General features: G+C 58.4%; 19 protein-coding genes and 1 pseudogene. 12 read left to right on the top strand and 8 right to left on the bottom strand.

The annotated features are described in order from the left end of the window. Positions 1-77 precede the first annotated feature (77 nt). The gene (locus ACNOHI_RS06220; protein WP_420473780.1) at positions 78-2,165 is read left to right on the top strand and encodes a hypothetical protein; all 2,088 of its coding nucleotides are present in this window, start codon (positions 78-80) and stop codon (positions 2,163-2,165) included. Positions 2,166-2,452: 287 nt separating this feature from the next. Here the strand turns inward: ACNOHI_RS06220 and ACNOHI_RS06215 are convergent, their stop codons facing one another. The 5 genes from ACNOHI_RS06215 to ACNOHI_RS06195 all read right to left on the bottom strand — a co-directional run bounded on the left by ACNOHI_RS06215 (position 2,453) and on the right by ACNOHI_RS06195 (position 5,727). Further along, positions 2,453-3,367 carry a peptidase M48 gene (locus tag ACNOHI_RS06215; RefSeq protein WP_420473779.1) on the bottom strand — a complete coding sequence of 305 codons (915 nt, stop codon included), beginning with the start codon at positions 3,365-3,367 and terminating at the stop codon, positions 2,453-2,455. A gap of 167 nt (positions 3,368-3,534) precedes the next feature. Then, positions 3,535-3,801 carry a DUF5985 family protein gene (locus tag ACNOHI_RS06210; protein WP_420473778.1) on the bottom strand — a complete coding sequence of 89 codons (267 nt, stop codon included), beginning with the start codon at positions 3,799-3,801 and terminating at the stop codon, positions 3,535-3,537. A 2-nt stretch (positions 3,802-3,803) separates the two neighbouring features. Next, positions 3,804-4,061, bottom strand: a complete 258-nt coding sequence (locus ACNOHI_RS06205; protein WP_420473777.1) for a DUF5985 family protein — start codon at positions 4,059-4,061, stop codon at positions 3,804-3,806. A 1-nt stretch (position 4,062) separates the two neighbouring features. After that, positions 4,063-4,452 (bottom strand): hypothetical protein, encoded by a 390-nt coding sequence (locus tag ACNOHI_RS06200; RefSeq protein ID WP_420473776.1) that lies wholly within the window; start codon positions 4,450-4,452, stop codon positions 4,063-4,065. 6 nt (positions 4,453-4,458) lie between these two features. Next, complete coding sequence (locus tag ACNOHI_RS06195) at positions 4,459-5,727, bottom strand: chloride channel protein (protein ID WP_420473775.1); 1,269 nt, start codon at positions 5,725-5,727, stop codon at positions 4,459-4,461. Between the two features lie 185 nt (positions 5,728-5,912). On the opposite strand from ACNOHI_RS06195, the gene ACNOHI_RS06190 reads away from it, so the two are divergent. The 6 genes from ACNOHI_RS06190 (at position 5,913) to ACNOHI_RS06165 (ending at position 13,091) form a co-directional block, all read left to right on the top strand. Further along, on the top strand, positions 5,913-6,434 hold the full coding sequence (locus ACNOHI_RS06190; RefSeq protein ID WP_420473774.1) for a MarR family winged helix-turn-helix transcriptional regulator: 522 nt from the start codon (positions 5,913-5,915) through the stop codon (positions 6,432-6,434). A gap of 135 nt (positions 6,435-6,569) precedes the next feature. Beyond that, positions 6,570-7,664, top strand: a complete 1,095-nt coding sequence (locus ACNOHI_RS06185; protein ID WP_420473773.1) for a mechanosensitive ion channel family protein — start codon at positions 6,570-6,572, stop codon at positions 7,662-7,664. Between the two features lie 12 nt (positions 7,665-7,676). Then, positions 7,677-9,917, top strand: a complete 2,241-nt coding sequence (locus ACNOHI_RS06180) for an alpha,alpha-trehalose-phosphate synthase (UDP-forming) (protein ID WP_420473772.1) — start codon at positions 7,677-7,679, stop codon at positions 9,915-9,917. 2 nt (positions 9,918-9,919) lie between these two features. Beyond that, on the top strand, positions 9,920-10,732 hold the full coding sequence (gene otsB / locus ACNOHI_RS06175) for a trehalose-phosphatase (RefSeq protein WP_420473771.1): 813 nt from the start codon (positions 9,920-9,922) through the stop codon (positions 10,730-10,732). Positions 10,733-10,768: 36 nt separating this feature from the next. After that, entirely contained in the window at positions 10,769-11,956 is a 1,188-nt protein-coding gene (locus tag ACNOHI_RS06170; protein WP_420473770.1) for a cation:proton antiporter, read from the top strand. 1 nt (position 11,957) lies between these two features. Beyond that, positions 11,958-13,091 carry a YbdK family carboxylate-amine ligase gene (locus ACNOHI_RS06165; protein WP_420473769.1) on the top strand — a complete coding sequence of 378 codons (1,134 nt, stop codon included), beginning with the start codon at positions 11,958-11,960 and terminating at the stop codon, positions 13,089-13,091. Here ACNOHI_RS06165 and ACNOHI_RS06160 read toward each other — a convergent pair. Further along, positions 13,088-14,173 (bottom strand): hypothetical protein, encoded by a 1,086-nt coding sequence (locus ACNOHI_RS06160; RefSeq protein WP_420473768.1) that lies wholly within the window; start codon positions 14,171-14,173, stop codon positions 13,088-13,090. The two genes, ACNOHI_RS06165 and ACNOHI_RS06160, sit on opposite strands and share 4 nt — an antisense overlap. Positions 14,174-14,286: 113 nt before the next feature. Then, a complete protein-coding gene (locus ACNOHI_RS06155) occupies positions 14,287-15,168 on the bottom strand; it encodes a hypothetical protein (RefSeq protein ID WP_420473767.1) in 882 nt (293 codons plus the stop codon). Here ACNOHI_RS06155 and ACNOHI_RS06150 point away from each other — a divergent pair. The 3 genes and pseudogenes from ACNOHI_RS06150 to ACNOHI_RS06140 all read left to right on the top strand — a co-directional run. Further along, positions 15,049-15,771 (top strand): annotated as a pseudogene (locus tag ACNOHI_RS06150) (AI-2E family transporter); the annotation flags it as partial. The gene ACNOHI_RS06155 and the pseudogene ACNOHI_RS06150 overlap by 120 nt on opposite strands. Before the next feature lie 16 nt (positions 15,772-15,787). After that, positions 15,788-16,246 (top strand): AI-2E family transporter, encoded by a 459-nt coding sequence (locus ACNOHI_RS06145; protein WP_420473766.1) that lies wholly within the window; start codon positions 15,788-15,790, stop codon positions 16,244-16,246. A 3-nt stretch (positions 16,247-16,249) separates the two neighbouring features. After that, the gene (locus tag ACNOHI_RS06140) at positions 16,250-16,768 is read left to right on the top strand and encodes a DUF421 domain-containing protein (protein WP_420473765.1); all 519 of its coding nucleotides are present in this window, start codon (positions 16,250-16,252) and stop codon (positions 16,766-16,768) included. A gap of 280 nt (positions 16,769-17,048) precedes the next feature. Here the strand turns inward: ACNOHI_RS06140 and ACNOHI_RS06135 are convergent, their stop codons facing one another. Further along, the gene (locus ACNOHI_RS06135; RefSeq protein WP_420473764.1) at positions 17,049-17,774 is read right to left on the bottom strand and encodes a lipid-binding SYLF domain-containing protein; all 726 of its coding nucleotides are present in this window, start codon (positions 17,772-17,774) and stop codon (positions 17,049-17,051) included. Between the two features lie 130 nt (positions 17,775-17,904). On the opposite strand from ACNOHI_RS06135, the gene ACNOHI_RS06130 reads away from it, so the two are divergent. Beyond that, positions 17,905-18,486, top strand: a complete 582-nt coding sequence (locus tag ACNOHI_RS06130) for a hypothetical protein (protein ID WP_420473763.1) — start codon at positions 17,905-17,907, stop codon at positions 18,484-18,486. A 105-nt stretch (positions 18,487-18,591) separates the two neighbouring features. After that, entirely contained in the window at positions 18,592-19,869 is a 1,278-nt protein-coding gene (locus ACNOHI_RS06125; RefSeq protein WP_420473762.1) for a phospholipase D-like domain-containing protein, read from the top strand. The last annotated feature ends 14 nt before the right edge of the window (positions 19,870-19,883 follow it).

The following is a 19,883-nucleotide window of genomic DNA, read 5'->3' as shown; positions in this document are numbered from 1 at the left end:
GGCTAGAGGCGTTGCAAGAGCGAGGACCGACATGGCCGCAATGGAGCGACTGGTGGGGGCCGTGGCTCGATGACCGAATGGCGCATGAACGGCGTGTCGCAACGTTTAACGCCCTTACACAAATGATTGACGTCGATATCGATATGAAATGCTTCAAGTCGCCGGAGCGATCGGTCCGGGTAACAGCGGGAAAGCTGAATTCTGAATTGAGTAGTTACGCGCGCGCGTCGTTAACCGGCGTTGCGCTTGATGAAGAAAAGATACGGACGCGACAAAATATCTATAAGTCGATCCGACGATATGTTTTGAAACGGATGGCGGGCTGCAATCAAGCCAATCTGCAGAAGACATACGAGTCGACGGATCTCTCTTCGATAGACGAAACACTAAATCTGAGCTTAAAAAAGTGCATGAAGGCGCAAAGCGTGACGCTTTGGCGCCTGCATTTTGAAGAAGTCGGGTCGTTGATCGATCAACCGCGAGGCTCGCTTAGCTTACGCACCGCGGCGCTCAACTGGCCTTGGAATGGCAGTGCCGACGATACGGCGTGGGCTGGATATGTGCTTACCAGTTTGTTCGCATCGATTGACGTGGTACAGGCGTGGCAGAAACAGGCTGGCGCGTTGCATGACGCCGATCTGTACGGAAGTGACCGGGCGCATGCCATGTCACTTTACAGTGAGTTCGCTTTACATTTTAGCGTCAGAAGATTTCCGGTTTTCCCTCAAATTTCTGTGGCGACCGCGTCGCTGGCGTCGAATCAGTTACAGCAGATATTGTTTGTAATTGGACCCGGGAAGCGAATTCATGAAGGTAGCTACTTTCCGCTATGCGATAAGACCAAGCAATGCCCGCTTTGCAGGCACCGTCCGAGCGCGTCATTGACTAGTGGCGGCAAACACCTCGGGGCCGTGCGCTGCCACTTCAGGCTCGGCGGAGCAAATCAAAACACATCGGGCATCGTAATTCGTCCAATCGAGCGCCTCGTTCTACCGCCGGATCTCGATGGATCATTAGGTCCGTACCGGGAAACGCAGGAGCCATGCCAAATATCCGCGAAAACCGACCTGGAAGCACTTGAGCACTGGCTGGAATCTATGGAGTCCGGTAAGAGTACTTGTCTGGCATACCGGCGCGAAGTGGAGCGATGCCTCCTTTGGGCAGTTTGCGAAAGGAAAAAACCACTGTCCGCTCTGGACACAGACAATACGACCGAGTATGGCAACTTCCTCTTAAATCCTCAACCAGCCCGTCGCTGGATTTCCGCAGGCCGGGTACGGCGATCAGCGGACAATTGGGCACCGTTCCGTGGACCGCTTTCTTCACGTAGCCGAGAATTTTCTATTCGCGTAATCAAGCTGTTTTTTGACTGGCTTTGCGCGCAGCGATATGTCACACGCAATCCCTGGATGCTTTCACGTTTCGGTTTAGGTAGAACCCCTCTTCGTGACTCCGCTCCCGTGATGGTAGCGCCCCCCCGAAACGCCATGATTTCTCTAGACGAATGGCACTACATTGCGCTGGCGCTGGACGTCGGAGAATTTAGCCCGCGCCATTGTCTGCTGATATATTTGGCGTACTTTTCAGCTCTTAAGCCACGCGATTTAGTGACCTTAACCAGAAGCTCCTGCCGTCCGGTGACCAGCGGCGAAGACGCCATCTGGCAAATGGCTGTTCCGAAGAGGGGTGATGGTCGGGCCGTTATCTATCTGCTCCCGCCCGTGAGAGATGCACTGCTCGATTACCTTGCGGAGTACCGATTCCCGGTCGCCACTACCGGAAATTTGCCAGCCTTTCCAGATTTGCCGTTGCTGGTGACGGACCCGAAAGTTCGTCCGGCCGAACTTTCAATCACCGTCAAGCCTGTTTTTCTGGCAGCAGCAAAATTGGCCGAGAGTGAAGGGAAGATATTCATGGCTCGCCGTCTTGAAAAAGCAGCCTTGGGCTGGTTATCAAATGCGCTCGAAGCTCATGCCGCGCAGCAAAACGTTCCTGGAGACTGGCCGCGGCGCCTTCTTGGGGTCACAAAGTTGGTGTCGGCAAGTTCTATGCGATATCTGCCGAACTGTGAGCATCTACCTGAATCGGAAATATTGCGCGGATTTGATGCGCTACAAACATTTTGGCCCCTTGGAAAGGGACGAGCAGGCACCTCAAGGTACTAAATTGGTGACCGTACTCGGAACTAGTATCTGAGCCTTCAGTTGACTAGTGCAACATTACGCTCCCTCGGTCTCGAATGTAGCGCGCCTGCTAATCCTCGAGGCAGAGTACGGCCGCAATAGCTATCAAATCGATCATCCAGCGTGTCGATAGACATGAATTCTCGATCTGATGCTAAAAGCGCGCTGATAAATTGACATTATGAGCATAATGTCAACTAATTAGGCAGAAGCTGCAAATCCTGGCTCTGCCCAGCCGATATTTCTCGGACAATTTCCTGAATGATCTGCTACCGACGTGGCAAATACGCGATGGAGCTGGAATGCCTGTCGGCTTGTGGCATAGCGGACATGCGCTGCAAAAAATTTCCCACCACCGCCAAGCTGTAGCCTGCACGCACGAGCATATTCAGCGCAAGCCTTTCCAGCTCGACGTTGACGTGGATCGGCCCAGATGAGGCCTCCACGGCACTAACACCTGTCGCGGATTCGACGGCAGGAGCACGCAAACTGTCGATAGTCTTGGCTTCCTCTGGATTCAGTTGCGGTTGCAAGACATTGCGCGCCACCTCACGCGCGATTACATAGGCAAGTTCTCCGTCCGATCTCACGAAGTTCAACATTCCTCGCGTAATCATCACGCGCCGTCCGTCGGCGTAAGCGGTAAACTCGTCGCTGTGGCCGACATCGATTTTCATTGCACATGCCGGGGTGAGGGGAACGTCGAAGGTCATCCGGTCGTGGCCCCGTAAAACCATCAGCGAGACTTCGGAGCGACCCTGCAACTCCGACGCGATCAGCGCGGACGCCTGCACTTCTGCCAGCTCACCCTCGGGTATGGGTTCAATACCGGCCGCGAGGAGGATATCTCCCTCACGGATTCCGGCCCACTCGGCCCCGCTTCCATTCAACACTTCTGTAACCCGCAGGCGATCATCCAGGCCCAGATACTTCTGTGCTTCGTCGACATAGTCCGCCGAATAGGAATACTTGTTTTTTGCCGTAAATCCGATGATATTTCGCGCATGGTCGGGACACAGCGGCGTATTGTTCAGCAATATAGGCGCGGCAACGCGATATAGACGTTGCTGCTGTGCGTTCCAAGCGTGGAAGCTGGTGGCCGGGTCCGCGGCGGGCAGGTCGAGTTCGTGGGTGGGTTGCCGTGAAGGCGGTCCGACCGGTGCGGCTGGTTGCGGTATGTTCACGACAACCTGTTTCGGACTCGATGGAGCGGGCGGAGCGGCGATGGAGGATACCGCCCGAGGCGGAGCGCTGCACGCAGATAGGACGAGTGCAATCGCGCATCGGACCGCGATGGCGGCGCAACCTCCCGACTGCCAAAGTTTTCCAGATTGCCTGTGCTGGCTCATCGCTATTCCTTGTCCCGCTTTACATTCTTCTCGACGATGGCATACAGGATGAGGCCGTAGGCAATGAGTCGGATTACATAATAGATCGGAGCGTCTTCGTTCTGCATGAGCGACAGCCCGAGGATCAGGCGGTTGGCTGCTTCCAATGCGAAGGAAATCGCAAAGTACAGGAAGAAGCGATCCTTCGTGCTCTTCCAGAATCCAAAAAAGAACAAGCTTACGGTGCTGGATGCCATGGCGATCGCGCCGACAAGGGTGGCATTGAGCATGGTTATTCTTCCTCCCGAATGAGTCCGTATAAAAGCGGAAGCAAGGCCGCCAGGCCGGCGAGAAGACGCCAGGTGGTCAGATTCGTATCAAGGAAGAAGAGGCGGTCAAGGACAAGAAGTACATTGTTGATGAACATCCCGGAAAAGCACAGCCCGCTCCATAGCAGAATCCGATGGCGGGTAGCAAAGAAACCGCGCAGGAGCATGAGCGCGCAGGCAAATGCCGTCAGTGCGCAAAGCGTGTAGATAATTGCCGCCATGCTATGTCTCCTTTCTCCATTTGAAGGCGTCGGCAAACTGCTGCGCCTTCTTGCTGCTCTTGGCGTGGATGAGATTCGTGACACCGATGAGATTGCGCGAATACACCTCAGCCAACCCGTTAATCATCCTGGCAATATCTTCATTGTTTGGTTCGTAACAGTAGAGCGGGGGATCCTGGGCAATTTCCGCGACAATTCCCGCATGCCCCAGCTGCAAAAGCAGGTCGACGGCGGCCCGTTCACTCATGTAGAGCCGATGCGCGACCTGCTTGCTGGTCCAGCTGCGCGACATTTCATTCCGCAGCAGCAGCATCGCTTCAAGATACGGAACCGAAGGAATGCAGAGCAGGATGAAACGCCTGACGTCATCGGGAATAGGGGCCCGATCCATGTTTCCTCACTTTGTTTGCAGATTTTTTGCGTTGTCTGGCAACCCGGCGACGTCGACGGCGGGGCCCATGAACCGGTCGGCAAGGGTCTGGTAAAGCGGCGCCGGACAGACCAGCCTGGATGCACCGGTGGCGACCACCGTAGTTGCCATCAGCGGCAGGAGCATGTGGTGACTGCTTGTCATCTCCATCATGATCACGAACGACGTCATCGGCTCGCGCGTCACGCCCGCGAGATAGGCCGCCATCGTCAGGACGATGACAGCGCTATGGGGCGCGATCGTGGGCAGGAATGACGCGACGTTTTCGCCCAGCCCGGCGCCTACTGCGAGCGAGGGAGCGAAGATCCCGCCAGGAATTCCGCTCAGCGTCGAGAGCAGCGTCGCGGCCAGCTTGGCAATCCCGAAGTACCAGGGCAGCTCCTCACGGCCTTCGAGCGCTGCGCGAGTGACCTCGTAACCGGTCCCAAAAATGACGCCATCCGTCATCAACCCGATGACCGCGACAGCACTGCCGCCCAGGGCCGCAATGAGAAGGAGACGACTTTTTTGATCGGTGCGCGATGGCAGCAGGGTCGTGCCAGCAATCATGGCCCGGCTGAATGCCGCACCTGCAACTCCGCCTGCAGCGCCGCAAACAAGGATGGCAGCGCCTTCCGTCGCGAGATCCAGTGTCGCCGCGGTGAATCCAAAATAGGTGTAACTGCCCAGCAGGAAGAGCGATATCAGGCCGCTAAAGACGACTGTGACGATGGTCGGAGTGTTCGCATTGAAGACATGCTTCTTGCTTAGCTCTTCGATGGCAAACATGATCCCGGCAAGGGGCGTATTGAACGCGGCGGCGACGCCGGCAGCGCCACCAGCAAGGATCAGCGCGCGCCTGTGCGCGGGGGAGCGGAAGGGCCCGTGCCCGTAGAAGAAGTGCATGATCGAGGCTCCGATCTGCACCGTCGGACCTTCGCGCCCGACGGACGCGCCGACGGCGATGCTCGCCAGGGTCAGGATGACCTTTCCAACTGCGATATGCAGCGACAGCAGGTCGCGCCGCTTCCCCGCACGGGGCTCATTCAGTGCCGCGATGGTCTGTGGGATGCCGCTTCCCGCCGTGCCGTTGAAATAGCGGGTGCTGAAAAAGGCAATTGCCGCAAAGCCCGCGGGCATAAGAAGGAGGGGGACAAGCGAATTGGTGGCGAATAGCAATTTATTCAACTTGCTGGCATATTCACTCTGCATAGCAAGAAAAACAGCAGTCAGCCCGACAAGCAGAGAGCCGATCATCCATGCGGCGGCGTGATGCCAAATGGAAGTCAGCTGCGACCAGAATGCGGATCGACCCGCTGCGGGCCTATGGGATTCGTCATCGCGGGCAGGTGGCATTGATGTATAAATATGGAGAAATCAGGTTTGGGCAAAATATATTGCGCCAAATATAAATTTGAGGCAATATGTATCGGAGCAGATAAATGACGACTAGAAAGAAATCGAACAGCGTGCATGAGCGCGATCAAGGCGACGCGGAAGCCGCGCCCCACATGGAGGTGCTGAAGAAACTGCGTATCGTCGTCCGCGCCGCACAGCGGCACTCGAACTGGATTGAAAAGCAGTGTGGCGTGACTGGCGCGCAGCTCTGGGTGATGCAGGAATTGCACGATTCCCCAGGCCTGCGAGTGGGCGATGTTTCGCAAAAGCTGGCTATCCATCAGACCACCACCAGCAATCTGGTGGATGCGCTGGTGAAGAAGGGGTATGTAACAAAGGCGCGCGACGCTGAGGATCAGCGCGTGGTCAAGCTGCAATTGACTGAGAAGGGCGTGGACGTCATCCACTGTGCACCGACTCCTGCACGCGGCCTGCTGCCGGAGTCGCTGCAAAAACTGGACGCGAAACAGCTGCGGGACCTGAATAAGAGCCTGCAAACCCTCCTCGACGTCATCGAGCGTGCCGACGAATCGTTTGGAATGCAGCCGCTGCCGTTCACGATGTAAGTGCGGCGCTGCCCGATAGCAGCGGGTTCTTATCGAGCCTCTTCAAGCCCCCGGAACCGGGGGCGTTTTTTTCAGCGTGTCTTCGCAAGATTGCGCGTGCGTTCAGCCCACGGCCGGTTTTTTAAAGGAGTTGCCATGACCGCATTCGAATTTGCGTCCTATGACGTTTTGACGGCAGGTATCGTGTTCATGGCGGTTCTGCTCGCCCTCCTGCTGGTGAAGGCATTTGCCGCTCGGCAGTTACGCCGATGGGCATCGGACGGCCGGTTCCAGTTGCTGGCCTACGCCGAACAGATCCTGACCGCTACCCGCCTGCCGTTCATGCTCGCGGTTTCGCTCCTGGCATCGATAAGCCAGATGGATATTCCCGCCGACCAGCGCAAATGGATCCATTACGCCTGGATCGTGATTCTGGTTTCGCAGATCGCGCTGTGGGGCAATCGGATGATCACGCTTGCCGTAGCGCGTGCCTTCGAGCGACAGCGCGAGGCGGACCCGGCGGCGGCGACACATCTGATGCTGGCCGGCCTGGTCGGTCGAATTATTCTCTGGTCGCTCGCTCTGCTGGTGGCGCTCGACAATCTCGGCTTCAACATCACCACGCTGATGGCAAGCCTGGGAATCGGCGGCATCGCCGTCGCGCTCGCGGTGCAGAATATCCTTGGCGATATCTTCTCGTCCGTATCCATTGCGCTCGACAAGCCCTTCGTCATCGGCGATTTCATTGTCGTCGATAACTTCATGGGCACGGTGGAATACATCGGTATGAAGACGACACGCCTGCGCAGCCTCGGCGGCGAGCAAATCGTTATCTCGAATACCGAACTGCTGAAAAACCGTATCCGCAACTTCAAGCGCATGCAGGAGCGCCGCGTCGCCTTCGAATTCGGCATCGCTTACGAAACCCCACCGAGCGAGGTCGAGCGCATTCCCGCGCTGCTACGGAAGATTGTGACCCAAGAACGCTTCGCTACCCGTTTTGACCGGGCGCACTTCAAGGCATACGGCGACAGTGCCTTGCAGTTCGAGGTGGTGTATTACGTGCTGGATCCGGACTACAACAAGTACATGGACATCCAGCAGGGGATCAACCTGGCTCTGCTGCGCGCCTTTCGAGAGCGGGGCATTGCTTTCGCGTATCCCACCAGGACCCTTTACCTCTCCTCTCCGGCGGACGGATTGCCGGTCCAGGCCGCGCCTGGACACGCATCTTTCGCACCTGCAAAGTAAACAGGAGGAAACATGTCGCTCCGTTCGATCCGGCTTTCGCTGCGATTCATCGTGCCGCTCGCCCTCGTTCTCGGCGCGTGCGCCTACGTAGTGGTGCCGCTCATGGATTCCCTTACCGTCCGCTGGTTTGTCAGAGACCTGGACATCCGCTCGCAACTCATTGCCTCCACGCTGCAGGAACCGCTGGCGGAGCACATCGTGCAAAAGGCAAAAAAGCGCATTACGCAGCTCTTCGACCGAGCCATCCAGGACGAGCGCCTGTACGCGCTGGGATTCTGCGACAACTCCGGAAGCTTGCTCTACAAGACTGGAACGTACCCTGAATCGCTTGCTTGCGCCGGGAGCGTCGAGCGCTCGCTCATTCGCTTGCCGCAGGGGGCGCTGCATGTCGCCCAAAGTGTTGTCAATAATATTTATGGCGAGTCGCTCGGAAAGCTCATTCTTCTGCACGACATGAGCTTCATCGAGCGGCGCAGCGCAGATACCAAGAAGTACGTCGTAGCATTCTTTGCACTGCTCGCGGTTGTGATCTCTCTGATTACAGTCGTTATCGCCCATCTCAGCTGGCGCGGATGGATGAACGGGTTGCGAAACTTTGTTCGCGGCGGCCTGCTTCCCCGTAACGCGACCTACACGCCGCCGGAGATGCAACCCCTGATCGGTGACCTGCGTGCACTCCTGCATGAATATCACCTGGAGCGTCAGGGCCAGCAGAACGGCTCGCAGCTTTGGACTCCCGAGAAGCTGAAAACGCTGCTGCAGGGAGAACTGGCGGGCGATCAGGTCTTGGTGGTCTCCAACCGCGAGCCCTATATCCATGTGCAAACGCCAAACGGCATCGAGGTGAGCCGACCGGCCAGCGGACTGGTAACGGCTGTCGAAGCTGTCATGCGGGCCTGTTCCGGGACGTGGATCGCGCACGGCAGCGGTTCCGCGGACCGCCAGACGGTCGACCGCAATGATCATGTTCAGGTGCCCCCGGCACAACCGAGCTATACCTTGCGCCGGGTCTGGCTCTCGAAGGAGGAGGAGCAGGGGTACTACTACGGCTTCGCGAACGAAGGGCTGTGGCCGCTATGCCATATCGCTCACGTGCGGCCGGTGTTCCGGTCCAACGACTGGGAAAAGTACGTAGAGGTCAATCGGCGCTTCGCTGACACCGTGATCGCCGAAGCGCGGACCGAGGACCCGGTGGTCCTGGTTCAGGACTACCATTTCGCCCTGCTGCCCAGGATGGTGCGCGAGGCCCTGCCCAGAGCGACCATCATCACGTTCTGGCACATTCCCTGGCCGAATCCGGAATCCTTTGGAATCTGTCCGTGGCGGGAAGAAATCCTCGCCGGCATGCTGGGCAGCACTATCCTCGGCTTTCATACACCGTTTCATCGCAAGAACTTCCTTGAAACCGTGGACCGGTACCTTGAAACGCGCATCGAATTCGAAGCGTCCACTATTTCCCATGGCGGAAAATTGACGCAGGTCGAACATTACCCGATCTCGATTGCCTGGCCGGAATCGCAGAGCGGCGAACCTGAGATCACGGAATGCCGCGCCGCCATCCGGAAGGAACTGGCGCTGGCGCCGGATCACCTCCTCGGCATCGGGGTGGACCGTCTCGACTATACCAAAGGCATCGTCGAGCGCTTTCAGGCCGTCGAGCGGATGCTGGAGCTGAATCCTGACATGGTGGGGCGCTTCACATTTGTACAGATCGCTGCACCCAGCCGGTCCTCGCTCGACGAATACCAGAACTTTGAGGCGCGCGTGCGCAGTCTTGCACTGCGTATCAACCAGCGGTTCTCGCAAGGAAGTTATACCCCCATTATCCTCAAGGCGGAACATCACGAACAGGAGGCGCTGCACCGGTACTACTGTGCAGCGGACGTCTGCATGGTCACCAGCCTTCACGACGGGATGAACCTTGTGGCCAAGGAATTCATTGCGGCGCGCGCGGACGAGCAGGGCGTTCTGATCCTGAGTCAATTCACGGGCGCCGCACGCGAGCTCCATGAAGCGCTGATCATCAATCCGTATCACATCGAACAGGGCGCGGACGCCTTGCACCGCGCACTTACCATGCCGGAGAACGAACAGCGGGAACGCATGCGCAGCATGCGGCTGCTCGTCCGGGATTTCAACGTCTATCGTTGGGCGGGACACATGCTGCTGGATGCGGCCCGTCTGCGTCATCGGGAGCGAGTCATGAACAAGATCCATTCGCACAGCCGCAAGGCATTGCGCCGGGTGATGTAGCCATGTCGCTGCACTTTTTCGAACATGGCGCGCAGCGCCTGCAGGAAATCGTACAACCCGGCATGCTGTGTGCCTTCGACTTCGACGGCACGCTGGCGCCAATCGTGAAGGATCCCCACCGGGCATCCGTCCCCTCGGCCGTCCTGCGCCGGATGACCATCCTGTCGGAGCTCGCGAGAGTCGCGATCATTTCTGGACGCTCCGTTGCGGATGTGGGCGTGCGTCTCGACTTCCTGCCTGAGTTCGTGATCGGCAACCACGGGATCGAAGGCTTGCCGGGTTGGGAAGAAAAGGCGAGCCGCTTCCAAGCGTTGTGCGCTGGCTGGGAGCAGCAACTTCGGCATGCAATGACCGACCGCACGCTGTTCGACGGCGGCATCTGGATCGAGAACAAGACCTATTCCGTCTCGGTGCACTATCGTCTGGCGCGCAACCGGCTTGATGCTGAATCACGGCTGCTCGACCTGTTCTCCGCGCTCGCGCCTGCTGCGCGCGTCGTACCAGGCAAATGCGTCTTCAACCTGCTGCCGGTCGACGCTCCGGACAAGGGGACAGCGTTGGCGCAATTATGTGTTGCGAGCGGGGCGCCAGGTGCCATTTATGTGGGAGATGACGTCACGGACGAGCACGTATTCACGATGCGCAGGCGCGATTGGCTGACGGTGCGGATCGAAAGGTCCGGCGACAGCGCAGCCGATTTCTACATTCATCATCGGCTCGACATGGTTCAGCTCCTGGATGCATTGATCGGCCAGCTGGCATCGTTCAAAGCTCCGTCCTGGAGACAGTCTGAGCAAACCGTCATGACCCGATAGCATCCGGACAAGCTCTTCAACTCAGAAAGAAGTGCCATGCAAGAGATTTTGCCGATTTCTTTCCAGCTCGCCTGGCCGATTGCCATCTTGCTCGCGTGGCTTGCGGGAGAGTTCGGTTACCGCTACACAGGCCTGCCGCGCATCAGCATTTACGGACTGGTCGGCTTCCTGTTCGGGAACCTGACCTCGGGCGTCCTGCCGCAATCGGAAACGGATGCATTCATGCTGCACGCCAATCTGGGATTCGGCCTGATCCTGTTCGAATTGGGCTACCGCATCAACTTGCGCTGGTTGTATGCGAATCCCTGGCTGGGCGCCTCCAGTGTGGTCGAAGCAGCGCTGACCTTCGCAGCGGTGTATCTGGTTGCCGAATGGTACGGCGCACCGACGCTGACATCGCTGCTGCTGGCATCGCTGGCGATGTCGACGTCACCAGCGGGGATTGTGCGGGTGCTGAATGAACAGCAGAGTTCCGGTCAGGTGACGGAGCGTATATTGCACTTGTCCGCCTTGAATTGCGTGCTTGCGGTGTTTGCCTTCAAGGTGATCGTTGGTATCGGCGTCTTCCAGACCTCGGGCAACCTCGGTCATGCCGTGTGGACAAGTCTGGCTGTGCTGGCTGTTTCCGCCTGGCTTGGGGCGCTGCTTGGCATCGTCGTGCCCGCGCTATTGAGACGCCTCGGCAACCTCGCCCAGGATGCGACGCTGGCATTTGCCCTTGCGGTGATCCTGCTGGTCACGGTCACACATGCGTTCAAATTTTCACCCTTGCTGGCCACGCTCACTTTTGGCATCGTTGCTCGCCACAGGCGGGTTACCCTGAACCAGGCGCAGCGCAATTTTGGTGTGATGGGCGATTTGCTGGCGGTTCTGTTGTTCTTTTTCGTCGCAGCGATTCTGGACTGGGCGCAGGTGGTGCAGGGCATGGGCTTCGCCCTGTTGCTCGTGGCAACCCGTTTTGTCGCGAAGATGATTGGCGTGGCGGCTTTTTCGCGTCTTAGCGGCATCTCATGGCGCAAGGGCGCGCTCATCGGCATGGCGCTGACGCCGATTTCGGTCTTTGCCATCTTGCTGCTGGAACAGACGCGTCGTCTCGGCATCGACCTGGTGGAAGGGCTCGCACCGCTGGCCGCAATGGCGCTCTTGCTCGAAGTGATTGGGCCGATCGTCACGCAGCGCGCGCTAATCTGGGCAAACGAAACGCCGGATACCACGGAGAACTGAGATGCCGCTCGAACCTTTCAAACTATCCGATCCGCTGACTCTCGGCGTCGAACTGGAGCTCCAACTCGTCAGCCTGAGCGACTTCGACCTGACCTCGGCCAGTCCTGACATGCTCGACCTGTTGTCGCGCAAACCGTTTCCTGGGATTGTGACGCCGGAGATCACCGAGAGCATGATCGAAATCGCAACCGATATACAAACCAGCCATGCCGGCTTGCTATCGCAGCTGCAAGGTATTCGGGATAGCCTGGTAAGGGCTGGCGACATGCTTAACGTGGGCGTATGCGGAGGCGGAACGCATCCGTTCCAGAAGTGGTCCGAGCGCAAGATCTATTCGAAACCGCGCTTCAAGCAAGTGTCCGCGCTGTACGGCTATCTGGCCAAGCAATTCACCGTTTTCGGACAGCACGTGCATGTCGGTTGCCCGTCCGGCGACGACGCCTTGTTTCTCCTGCATTCCCTGAGCCGCTATGTGCCGCACTTTATCGCACTCTCCGCGTCTTCACCGTATTTTCAGGGGCGCGACACCTTGTTCAATTCCGCGCGGCTGAATTCTGTATTCGCCTTTCCGTTGAGCGGGCGGGCGCCGTTCCTGCTTCGCTGGGAGGATTTCGAGCGCAGTTACTTCACGCGCATGGAACAGACCGGAATCGTCAAGAGCATGAAGGACTTCTATTGGGATATCCGGCCCAAGCCCGAATACGGGACCATCGAGCTGCGCGTCTGCGACACACCGCTGACAGTAGAGCGTGCTGCCGCGCTGGCGTGTTACCTGCAGACGCTCTGCTGCTATTTGCTCGAGCGGACGGAGGCACCACCCGCCGAGGACGACTACCTCGTCTACAACTACAACCGCTTCCAGGCCTGCCGCTTTGGCCTCGACGGCACCCTGGTGCATCCGAAAGGTCACAGTAGCCTGACCCTTCGCGAGGACATCCTGACGACGCTGCGCAGCCTGGAACCGTACGCCGAAAAGCTAGGCGGCGTAGCGGCGCTCGAGCATCTATACCAGGCGACGCATACCGGGAGTGACGCGCATTACCTGAGGCAAGAGTTGGGGACAAGTGGCAGTTGTGAAGGAATGGTGCATGCGGCGATCCGCCGCTTCCGCGAGGGCATCACACCGGCGCGTTAGTTCGCTTCGATGGCCGCGATGGGCTCACTCGGCAGCTGTGGCGGTCGCTGCAGTGCTGCCTCCATGACCGGTGCAAACGAAGGGCCGTACTCCCCGGGGACGGTGCATTCGCTTTGCTGCGCAATGTTGCCGTCGACTGGAAGGCTGAGGCTGAAGTACAGGGACGCGCTCGATCCGCTACTGCCTAAGTCTTGCGAGAGCGAAATTCCCCACGTGTCATTCGCCACGCCTACTTCCAGTCGGCCACCATCATTGCCTGCACCGTAGCCTCCCCGGAACCGTATGCAATTGGCGAAAAATCGTTGGTATACAAGGCGGCCCGTGGAATGAAATTCCTTCCGTGCCTGGGCGACGCCAGCGCCATAGTCGAAATGCGAGAACTCGCGGCGCAATTCGATGCGTGAATCCCAGGTCGGGCGCAGGCCAAGGTTCAGCATGAAACCATCCATTTTCGCGCCGGTGATACTGCCTGGTCGGTCCTCGTCGCCATCCTGCATGGGTAGCCCGGGCATGGCAGACAAGTAGGAGGTAACCGAGGGGGCCGCCGAGACCGTATAAACTGCAAGGCCGAGGTCCGAAACGAAACGTTCGGCAGGCCAGTACTTTCTTGCGCTGAGGAGGTAGCTGTCCTGGCGGAAGGAGGGCGTATCCGCAGCATATGCGTTGCCCTCAGTCTTGCGCATCTGTGCGCCCGCAAGACGGAACCGGACGTTGCTGCGATGCGCGTACACGGCATTGCCGACGATTTCCGAATAGCCGCGGTCACGCCGGAAAGTGGCGCCCGCGCCCAGCTTGCTGTTTAGAAGCAAGCCATATTCCAATGCGATCGTTGCCCTGCCGTCGACGTCGTGGTCAAGTTTGGCTTCCCATTTTTCGGTATGCGCCTCGTACGTGATGCTTGCTCCCTGCTCGTCGAGCTGCCATTGCAGGGCCGGTGGCAAGTCTGAACCCGGCAGGTTGGGAAGCGCAGGAACCGCTGCGGGAAGATGCGGAGCGACAAGCGATAACAGTATGGCGAGCAAACGGATTGGCGTCCTTGCGCCGGAATGTGCAATCGAACGGCCTGAACACACTGGGATCATGCTATCTCGTCTCCTGATTGGCAGGGCAATGGATGCGTGTCTCGAAAGCATTTGCTCCAATATACTTGCTTGCCGTCCAGACGGCAAGGCATGACGAATTGTCCACGGTCAATTCAAAGGAACACGAGCAGCGCGGCGTAGCCGATTGCGCCCAGAAGGAAAGGAGCAAAGCGACTTTCTCGCTCGGCAGGAAGCTCTTCCTTGAGCACATTCAGGATGATGCCGCCAGTCAGGAACGCGACGAGCAGTGACAGCAGGGACGGGGGGATGACAGACGCCATTCCGGCGACTCCGCCCAACGGCACGCCTGCAGCAATGATCCATCGCCCGATGCGTGCGTAGTAGTGTTTATGGTGCTCATGCAGGCCGTAATCGTTGACAAAGAAGTGAAGGGCCATCGCGAGCGTAAAGAGTGCGACATCGTGCCAACCGACGTAGCTGCGTTGAAGCATCAGATAACCGACCAGCGCGTTGTAGAGGGTAAAGACAACGGTGCTGATCCAGAACATGCGCCGGCTCGTGACATCTTCGTGCGTGGTCTTCCGGTGTCTCTTGCGCGATTGAATCGCGGCACGCTCCAAGCCATAAAACGCTGCCAGACCCGCGAGTGCCACGAGGTAGGCATGATGTTCCAGGAACGCGAGCGCAATTCCCGCCGCCTCCTTCAAGACTTCCTGATGCTCTCCGAGCTCAGGCAGGAGGCGGACAAATGCATAAGCAACGGAAATACCGCCGGCAAACGACAGCCAGCCGCTTCGAGGAATGACATCGAGAAAGCGCAATTTGCCCGCAACGAGCGGGACAGCGGTGAGGCAGCCGAGTGCCAGCCAAACCATGGCTTGATTGTTCATTCGATAAATGCCGAAGCGTTTTGGATGACGAGTAGGGTGCAAGGCAAGTTGGATGCCAGAAGGTCCGCTGGCTTTGATGTTGCTATCTCTTGGATTCCATCTCCTGAAAGGCGCGCGATGACTGAGAAGAGCGAGAACAAGCATCTGTCAAAAGTCCAATCTTTACCGCAGCGTGCCAGCCCGGCGTTTGTCCGGCGCGTGCTCATTGTCTATGGCGTCGGTGCCGCATTTCTTATGCTTGGCGTGACGCTCTGGTTCGCGTCGAGTGCTCTGTTACTGGTGTTTTCCAGTGTCCTGGTCGCTGTACTCCTGCATGACGCCTGCGCCGTGCTGGAGAGGCGCACGCCGCTGTCACGCGGACCGGCGCTCGGACTTGTGCTGATGCTTGGGTTCGCGGTATTGGCACTCATGGGCTGGTTTCTGGCGCCGCAAGTGGCGGCCCAGACCAGTCAGCTTGCAAGCGATCTGCCAGCAGCGATGCAGCGTTTGCGCGATTATCTTGAGAGCCATCCAGCATTGCAGGAAATGGTACGGTCCCTGCCGCCGCCGGAGCAGATTTTGAAGGACGCCTCATCCCTGATGACTCGGGCCGGGACGGTGTTTTCCGGGGTACTTGGCGTCCTCGGTAATGTCGTGATCGTGCTGTTCGTGTCCATTTACCTGACCTATCGCCCGCAGACATACACGCACGGCATACTCAAGCTTCTGCCACCATCACGCCGTGAACGGGGCCATGACGTGTTTGCGGGAGTTGAACGACACCTTGAGCCTCTGGCTGCGCGGAAAGCTGCTTTCCATGACCGTCGTCGGCGCGGCGACGGCGATCGGATTGACCATTCTCGGCGTCCCGCTGGCGCTCGCCCTCGGACTGGTCGCCGGGCTCCTGGATTTCATTCCGTATATCGGACCGGTTCTGGCCGCAATTCCCGCGCTCCTCATCGCGTTTTCCCAAGGACCGATGCTTGCGCTGTACGTCATCTTGCTGTTCATCGTCCTGCAATTGCTCGAAGGGTATCTGCTCTTGCCGCTGATCGAGCGCAAGACAGTCTCGATGCCACCGGCATTGACGATCACGATGCAAGTACTGATGGGGCTTGCCTTCGGACTGGCGGGGATCGCGCTGGCGACGCCACTGACTGCGGTCGTTGCGGTACTGGTCGCGATGCTCTACGTGGAGGATGTTCTTGATGACCGGGTCAACCTGCCGGCGGAAAAGGAGTGAAGAATGTTTTTCGATAGCTGGGACAGTCTTGTCCGAATCGTGTTGACTGGTATCTTCGCCTATGCTGGAACTGTCTTCCTGTTGCGTATCAGCGGCAACAGGACGCTTTCGAAAATCAATTCCTTCGACCTGGTCGTGACGATTGCATTCGGCTCCACTTTGGCGACGATACTGACCAACAGCAGTGTCAGCCTAGCCGAAGGACTTCTGGCCATTGCTGTGCTGGTTTCGCTTCAGTTTGTTCTCACCTGGTTGTCCGTGCGCTCCCGCGCATTCGGTCGCATCATCAAAACGCAGCCCACCTTGCTTTTCAAGGACGGAGAGTTTCTTGTCGAAGCCATGCGCCGGGTTCGGGTGACCCAGGAGGAGATCAGGGCGGTGATATGCCAGCAAGGGATTGGGAGCACCGGCCAGGTTGCCGCAGTGATCCTGGAGACGGATGGCAGCCTTTCGATCGTGAGCAAGAATCAGGAGGGCAACCTGGACGTTCTGCAAGGTGTGCGGGGACATGAAGAGCCTTAACGGCACGACAGGAATGTTTGGCGGCGGCCGGCTGCAATAAATTTTACAAAATGTTGTAATTTGTATTTGGTCGAATGTAGTTCATCTTGGAAATCGGCGGCCGGTTTGGCGCATCAGAGCCACTGGCAAGACATTCTCCGAGGGCGGCCAGACATGGCATCGCATTTGCAAGTCACTCCGCGTGCACTCATGGTTCGCTCTCTGGTTTTCAGGTTGAGTGCTTCCCCATGGGAGGGCGCCGGCTTTGCCCGAAGCCGAACTCCCCATGGGGTTTTTTGCGCTATTGTCCGCTACTCAGTTCCTGCGTCAGGGACTTGGCCTGCGCATTCTTCACCTTCCCTCCCACGATGTCCTTTGCAGTCACTCCCGATTTGTAGAAGGCAGCGTTCTCGTCATTGTCGAAGTTGATGTCGGTGACGCCGATCACGGCGCCGGCGAATGCGCCCTTTGTATCCGACCAGACGACGATGTCGCCCCGTCCCGCGGTAGCCTTGGCCTTCGCCTCGTAATCGACAATCGTCAGCCCCGCGTCAGCGGTAAGCGAAAACTTGTTCTCCTGCATGAAGTTGTCGACGGCTTTCTGGTTCATAAGCATCATTGCGATCGATCCCACCTCTGCGCCGGCTTGCGCACCTACGCTCATTCCGCCGAAGTTGTAGAACGCCGGATTGCTCCATTTTCCGTTGTTGTTGACCAACAGGACGCCTTCGCCGCCACGCACGCCCACCGTCAGGCCGCCTCGTGCGTATTGCGGCACGATGAAGACGCCTTTCGCCTGGTGCAACATTTTCTTCAGCTGCGGGTCCGTCTCCATCCGTTTCACAACGCGGGTCGCATTATTAATCTGTTGCATCGTGTCTTCCGGGGCACTCGATGCAGCGGAACCGCTGCGAGAAGCGCCGGAGCTGCTTTCAGAGGCCTGAGCCAACGCAGCGCTGCCAGGTGAGCCGAGCGCTAGTGCGCAGGCGAGTGCCAACATTCGCGTCTTCGGTGTTTTCGTCATCATGTTCGTTCTCCTTTGAATGCCGGGTCCATTACCCGCAAGAGATCATGCAAAAAATCGTCCATTTTCCGGGCAGGTACAGATGATGCGTGCGCCTGCAGCGCCTATTCATCACGTGAAACAGGAGAACGACATGAAAAGATCGACACACCTCTTTCTGATTGCCAGCTTTGCCTCCATCAACGCAATTGCACAGTCATCAAATGACAGCGCAGCCATGCAAACCGACGACTTGACCGCCTCGACGATTGCGCGGCTGGAAAAGCAGACGGACAACGATGTCAAATACGTTTGCGGGGGCATCGGCATCAATGAAGTCGCCAGTTTGAAAGACGCGGCATCCAACTATGACCTGATGATGACCTTCGCCGCCAGCACCGGGGAGTACCTGGCAAACGTGGATGTCGAGATAGCGGATTCCCGCGGGACGCCCGTCCTGAACGCGAATTGCGACGGCCCCATCATGCTGGTCGATTTGCCGAAGGACGGCCGCTACCGGGTCCGCGCCGAGGCGGAAGGACGTGCCTTGACCCGGACTGCGCACGTCAGGGAGCGTGGCAATGTCCAGCGTCTCCGGTTGGCGTGGCCGGTGCAGGTGGTGGACATGGGCATATCGCCTTCGGCGATACCGCAATCTTCCGGCGCAGGGGCGTCCAGCAGTCGTTCAAGTGGCGGTGACGACGGGTCGAATCCGAGCGGTGCCCAGGCGCGCTAGATAGTTCATCTGCATGAACGGGAGGGGAGCCCCGTCTGGATAGCGGCTCCCCTCGACCTCGCTGAAGGCTGAATCCGTCCGGACATCCTGGCCACGATCATCCCAATGACAAGAAGAAGAACGATTATTGGCGCCACCCTCGGTGCCATCGTCACGGTCCTTGCCACGTTGCTCGTGCTGAATGTGAGCATCGGGGACAAGCAGATCGACCGGCGTCTCGAGCACCGCTACGCCGTCGATGACCGCCAGTTTGCACGGACCATGGGCGTGATCCTCGGCCCGGCGCTGGAACCGGGCAATCATGTCGAGGCTCTCGTCAACGGCGACGAGATCTTCCCCGCCATGCTGAAGGCAATCCGTAACGCGGAACGGACCATCACGCTGGAAACCTATATCTTCTGGTCGGGAACGATCGGCGATGAATTCGTCAATGCATTGGTTGAACGCGCCCGCAAGGGAGTACGGGTGCATATACTGCTCGACTGGATTGGCGGCAAACTCGACGAGGATCAGATTACGCGAATGCAGGAAAACGGTGTCGAGGTCCGGCGCTACAACGCACCGCGCTGGAACAACCTGCATCGTCTAAACAACCGGACGCATCGCAAGCTGATGGTGGTCGACGGAAGGATCGGCTTTACCGGTGGTGTTGGCATATCGGACCCATGGCGCGGCGACGCAGGCAGTCCCGCGCACTGGCGCGACACCCATTTCCGTGTCGAGGGGCCGGTCGTCGGCCAGATCCAGTCGGCCTTCATTGATAACTGGATGCAGGCAACCGGAGAAGTGCTGCACGGCGAAGCCTATCTGCCGGAGCTCGTCCCGGTCGGAACACAAAGTGCGCAAATGTTCACCAGTTCACCGGGCGGCGGATCGGAAAGCATGCAGCTTATGTACCTGCTGTCGCTCACCAGTGCGGCGAAATCCATCCGGCTGTCCGCCTCGTATTTCATCCCTGACGATGTGGCGCTCAACACGCTGCTGGCCGCTTTGCGCCGCGGCGTAAGGGTTCAGATCGTTCTGCCGGGGCATCATCTCGACCGGCCGAGCGTGCGGCGCGCCTCGCGTGCAGAATGGGGCGAGCTGCTGCGTGCCGGCGCCGAGATCAACGAGTTCCAGCCCACGATGTACCACGTCAAGGTGATGATTGTGGATGATCGCTGGGTGTCGGTGGGTTCGACGAATTTCGACGCGCGTTCTTTCGCCATCAACGACGAAGCCAACCTCAATGTGTACGACAGGGAGTTCGCGCGTCAACAGATCGACATCTTCGAGCGCGACCTGGCGCAGTCGCGCCGGGTGAGCCTCCAGGAATGGGAAAACAGGCCGTGGCGCGACAAGCTTCTCGACTTTCTTGCCTCGCTGCTCAGTTCCCAGCTGTAGGCATTGTGCAGTTT

The organism is Noviherbaspirillum sp. ST9 (assembly GCF_048799745.1).
GTDB lineage: Bacteria > Pseudomonadota > Gammaproteobacteria > Burkholderiales > Burkholderiaceae_D > Noviherbaspirillum.
This window is presented reverse-complemented; position numbering and strand designations above follow the sequence as displayed.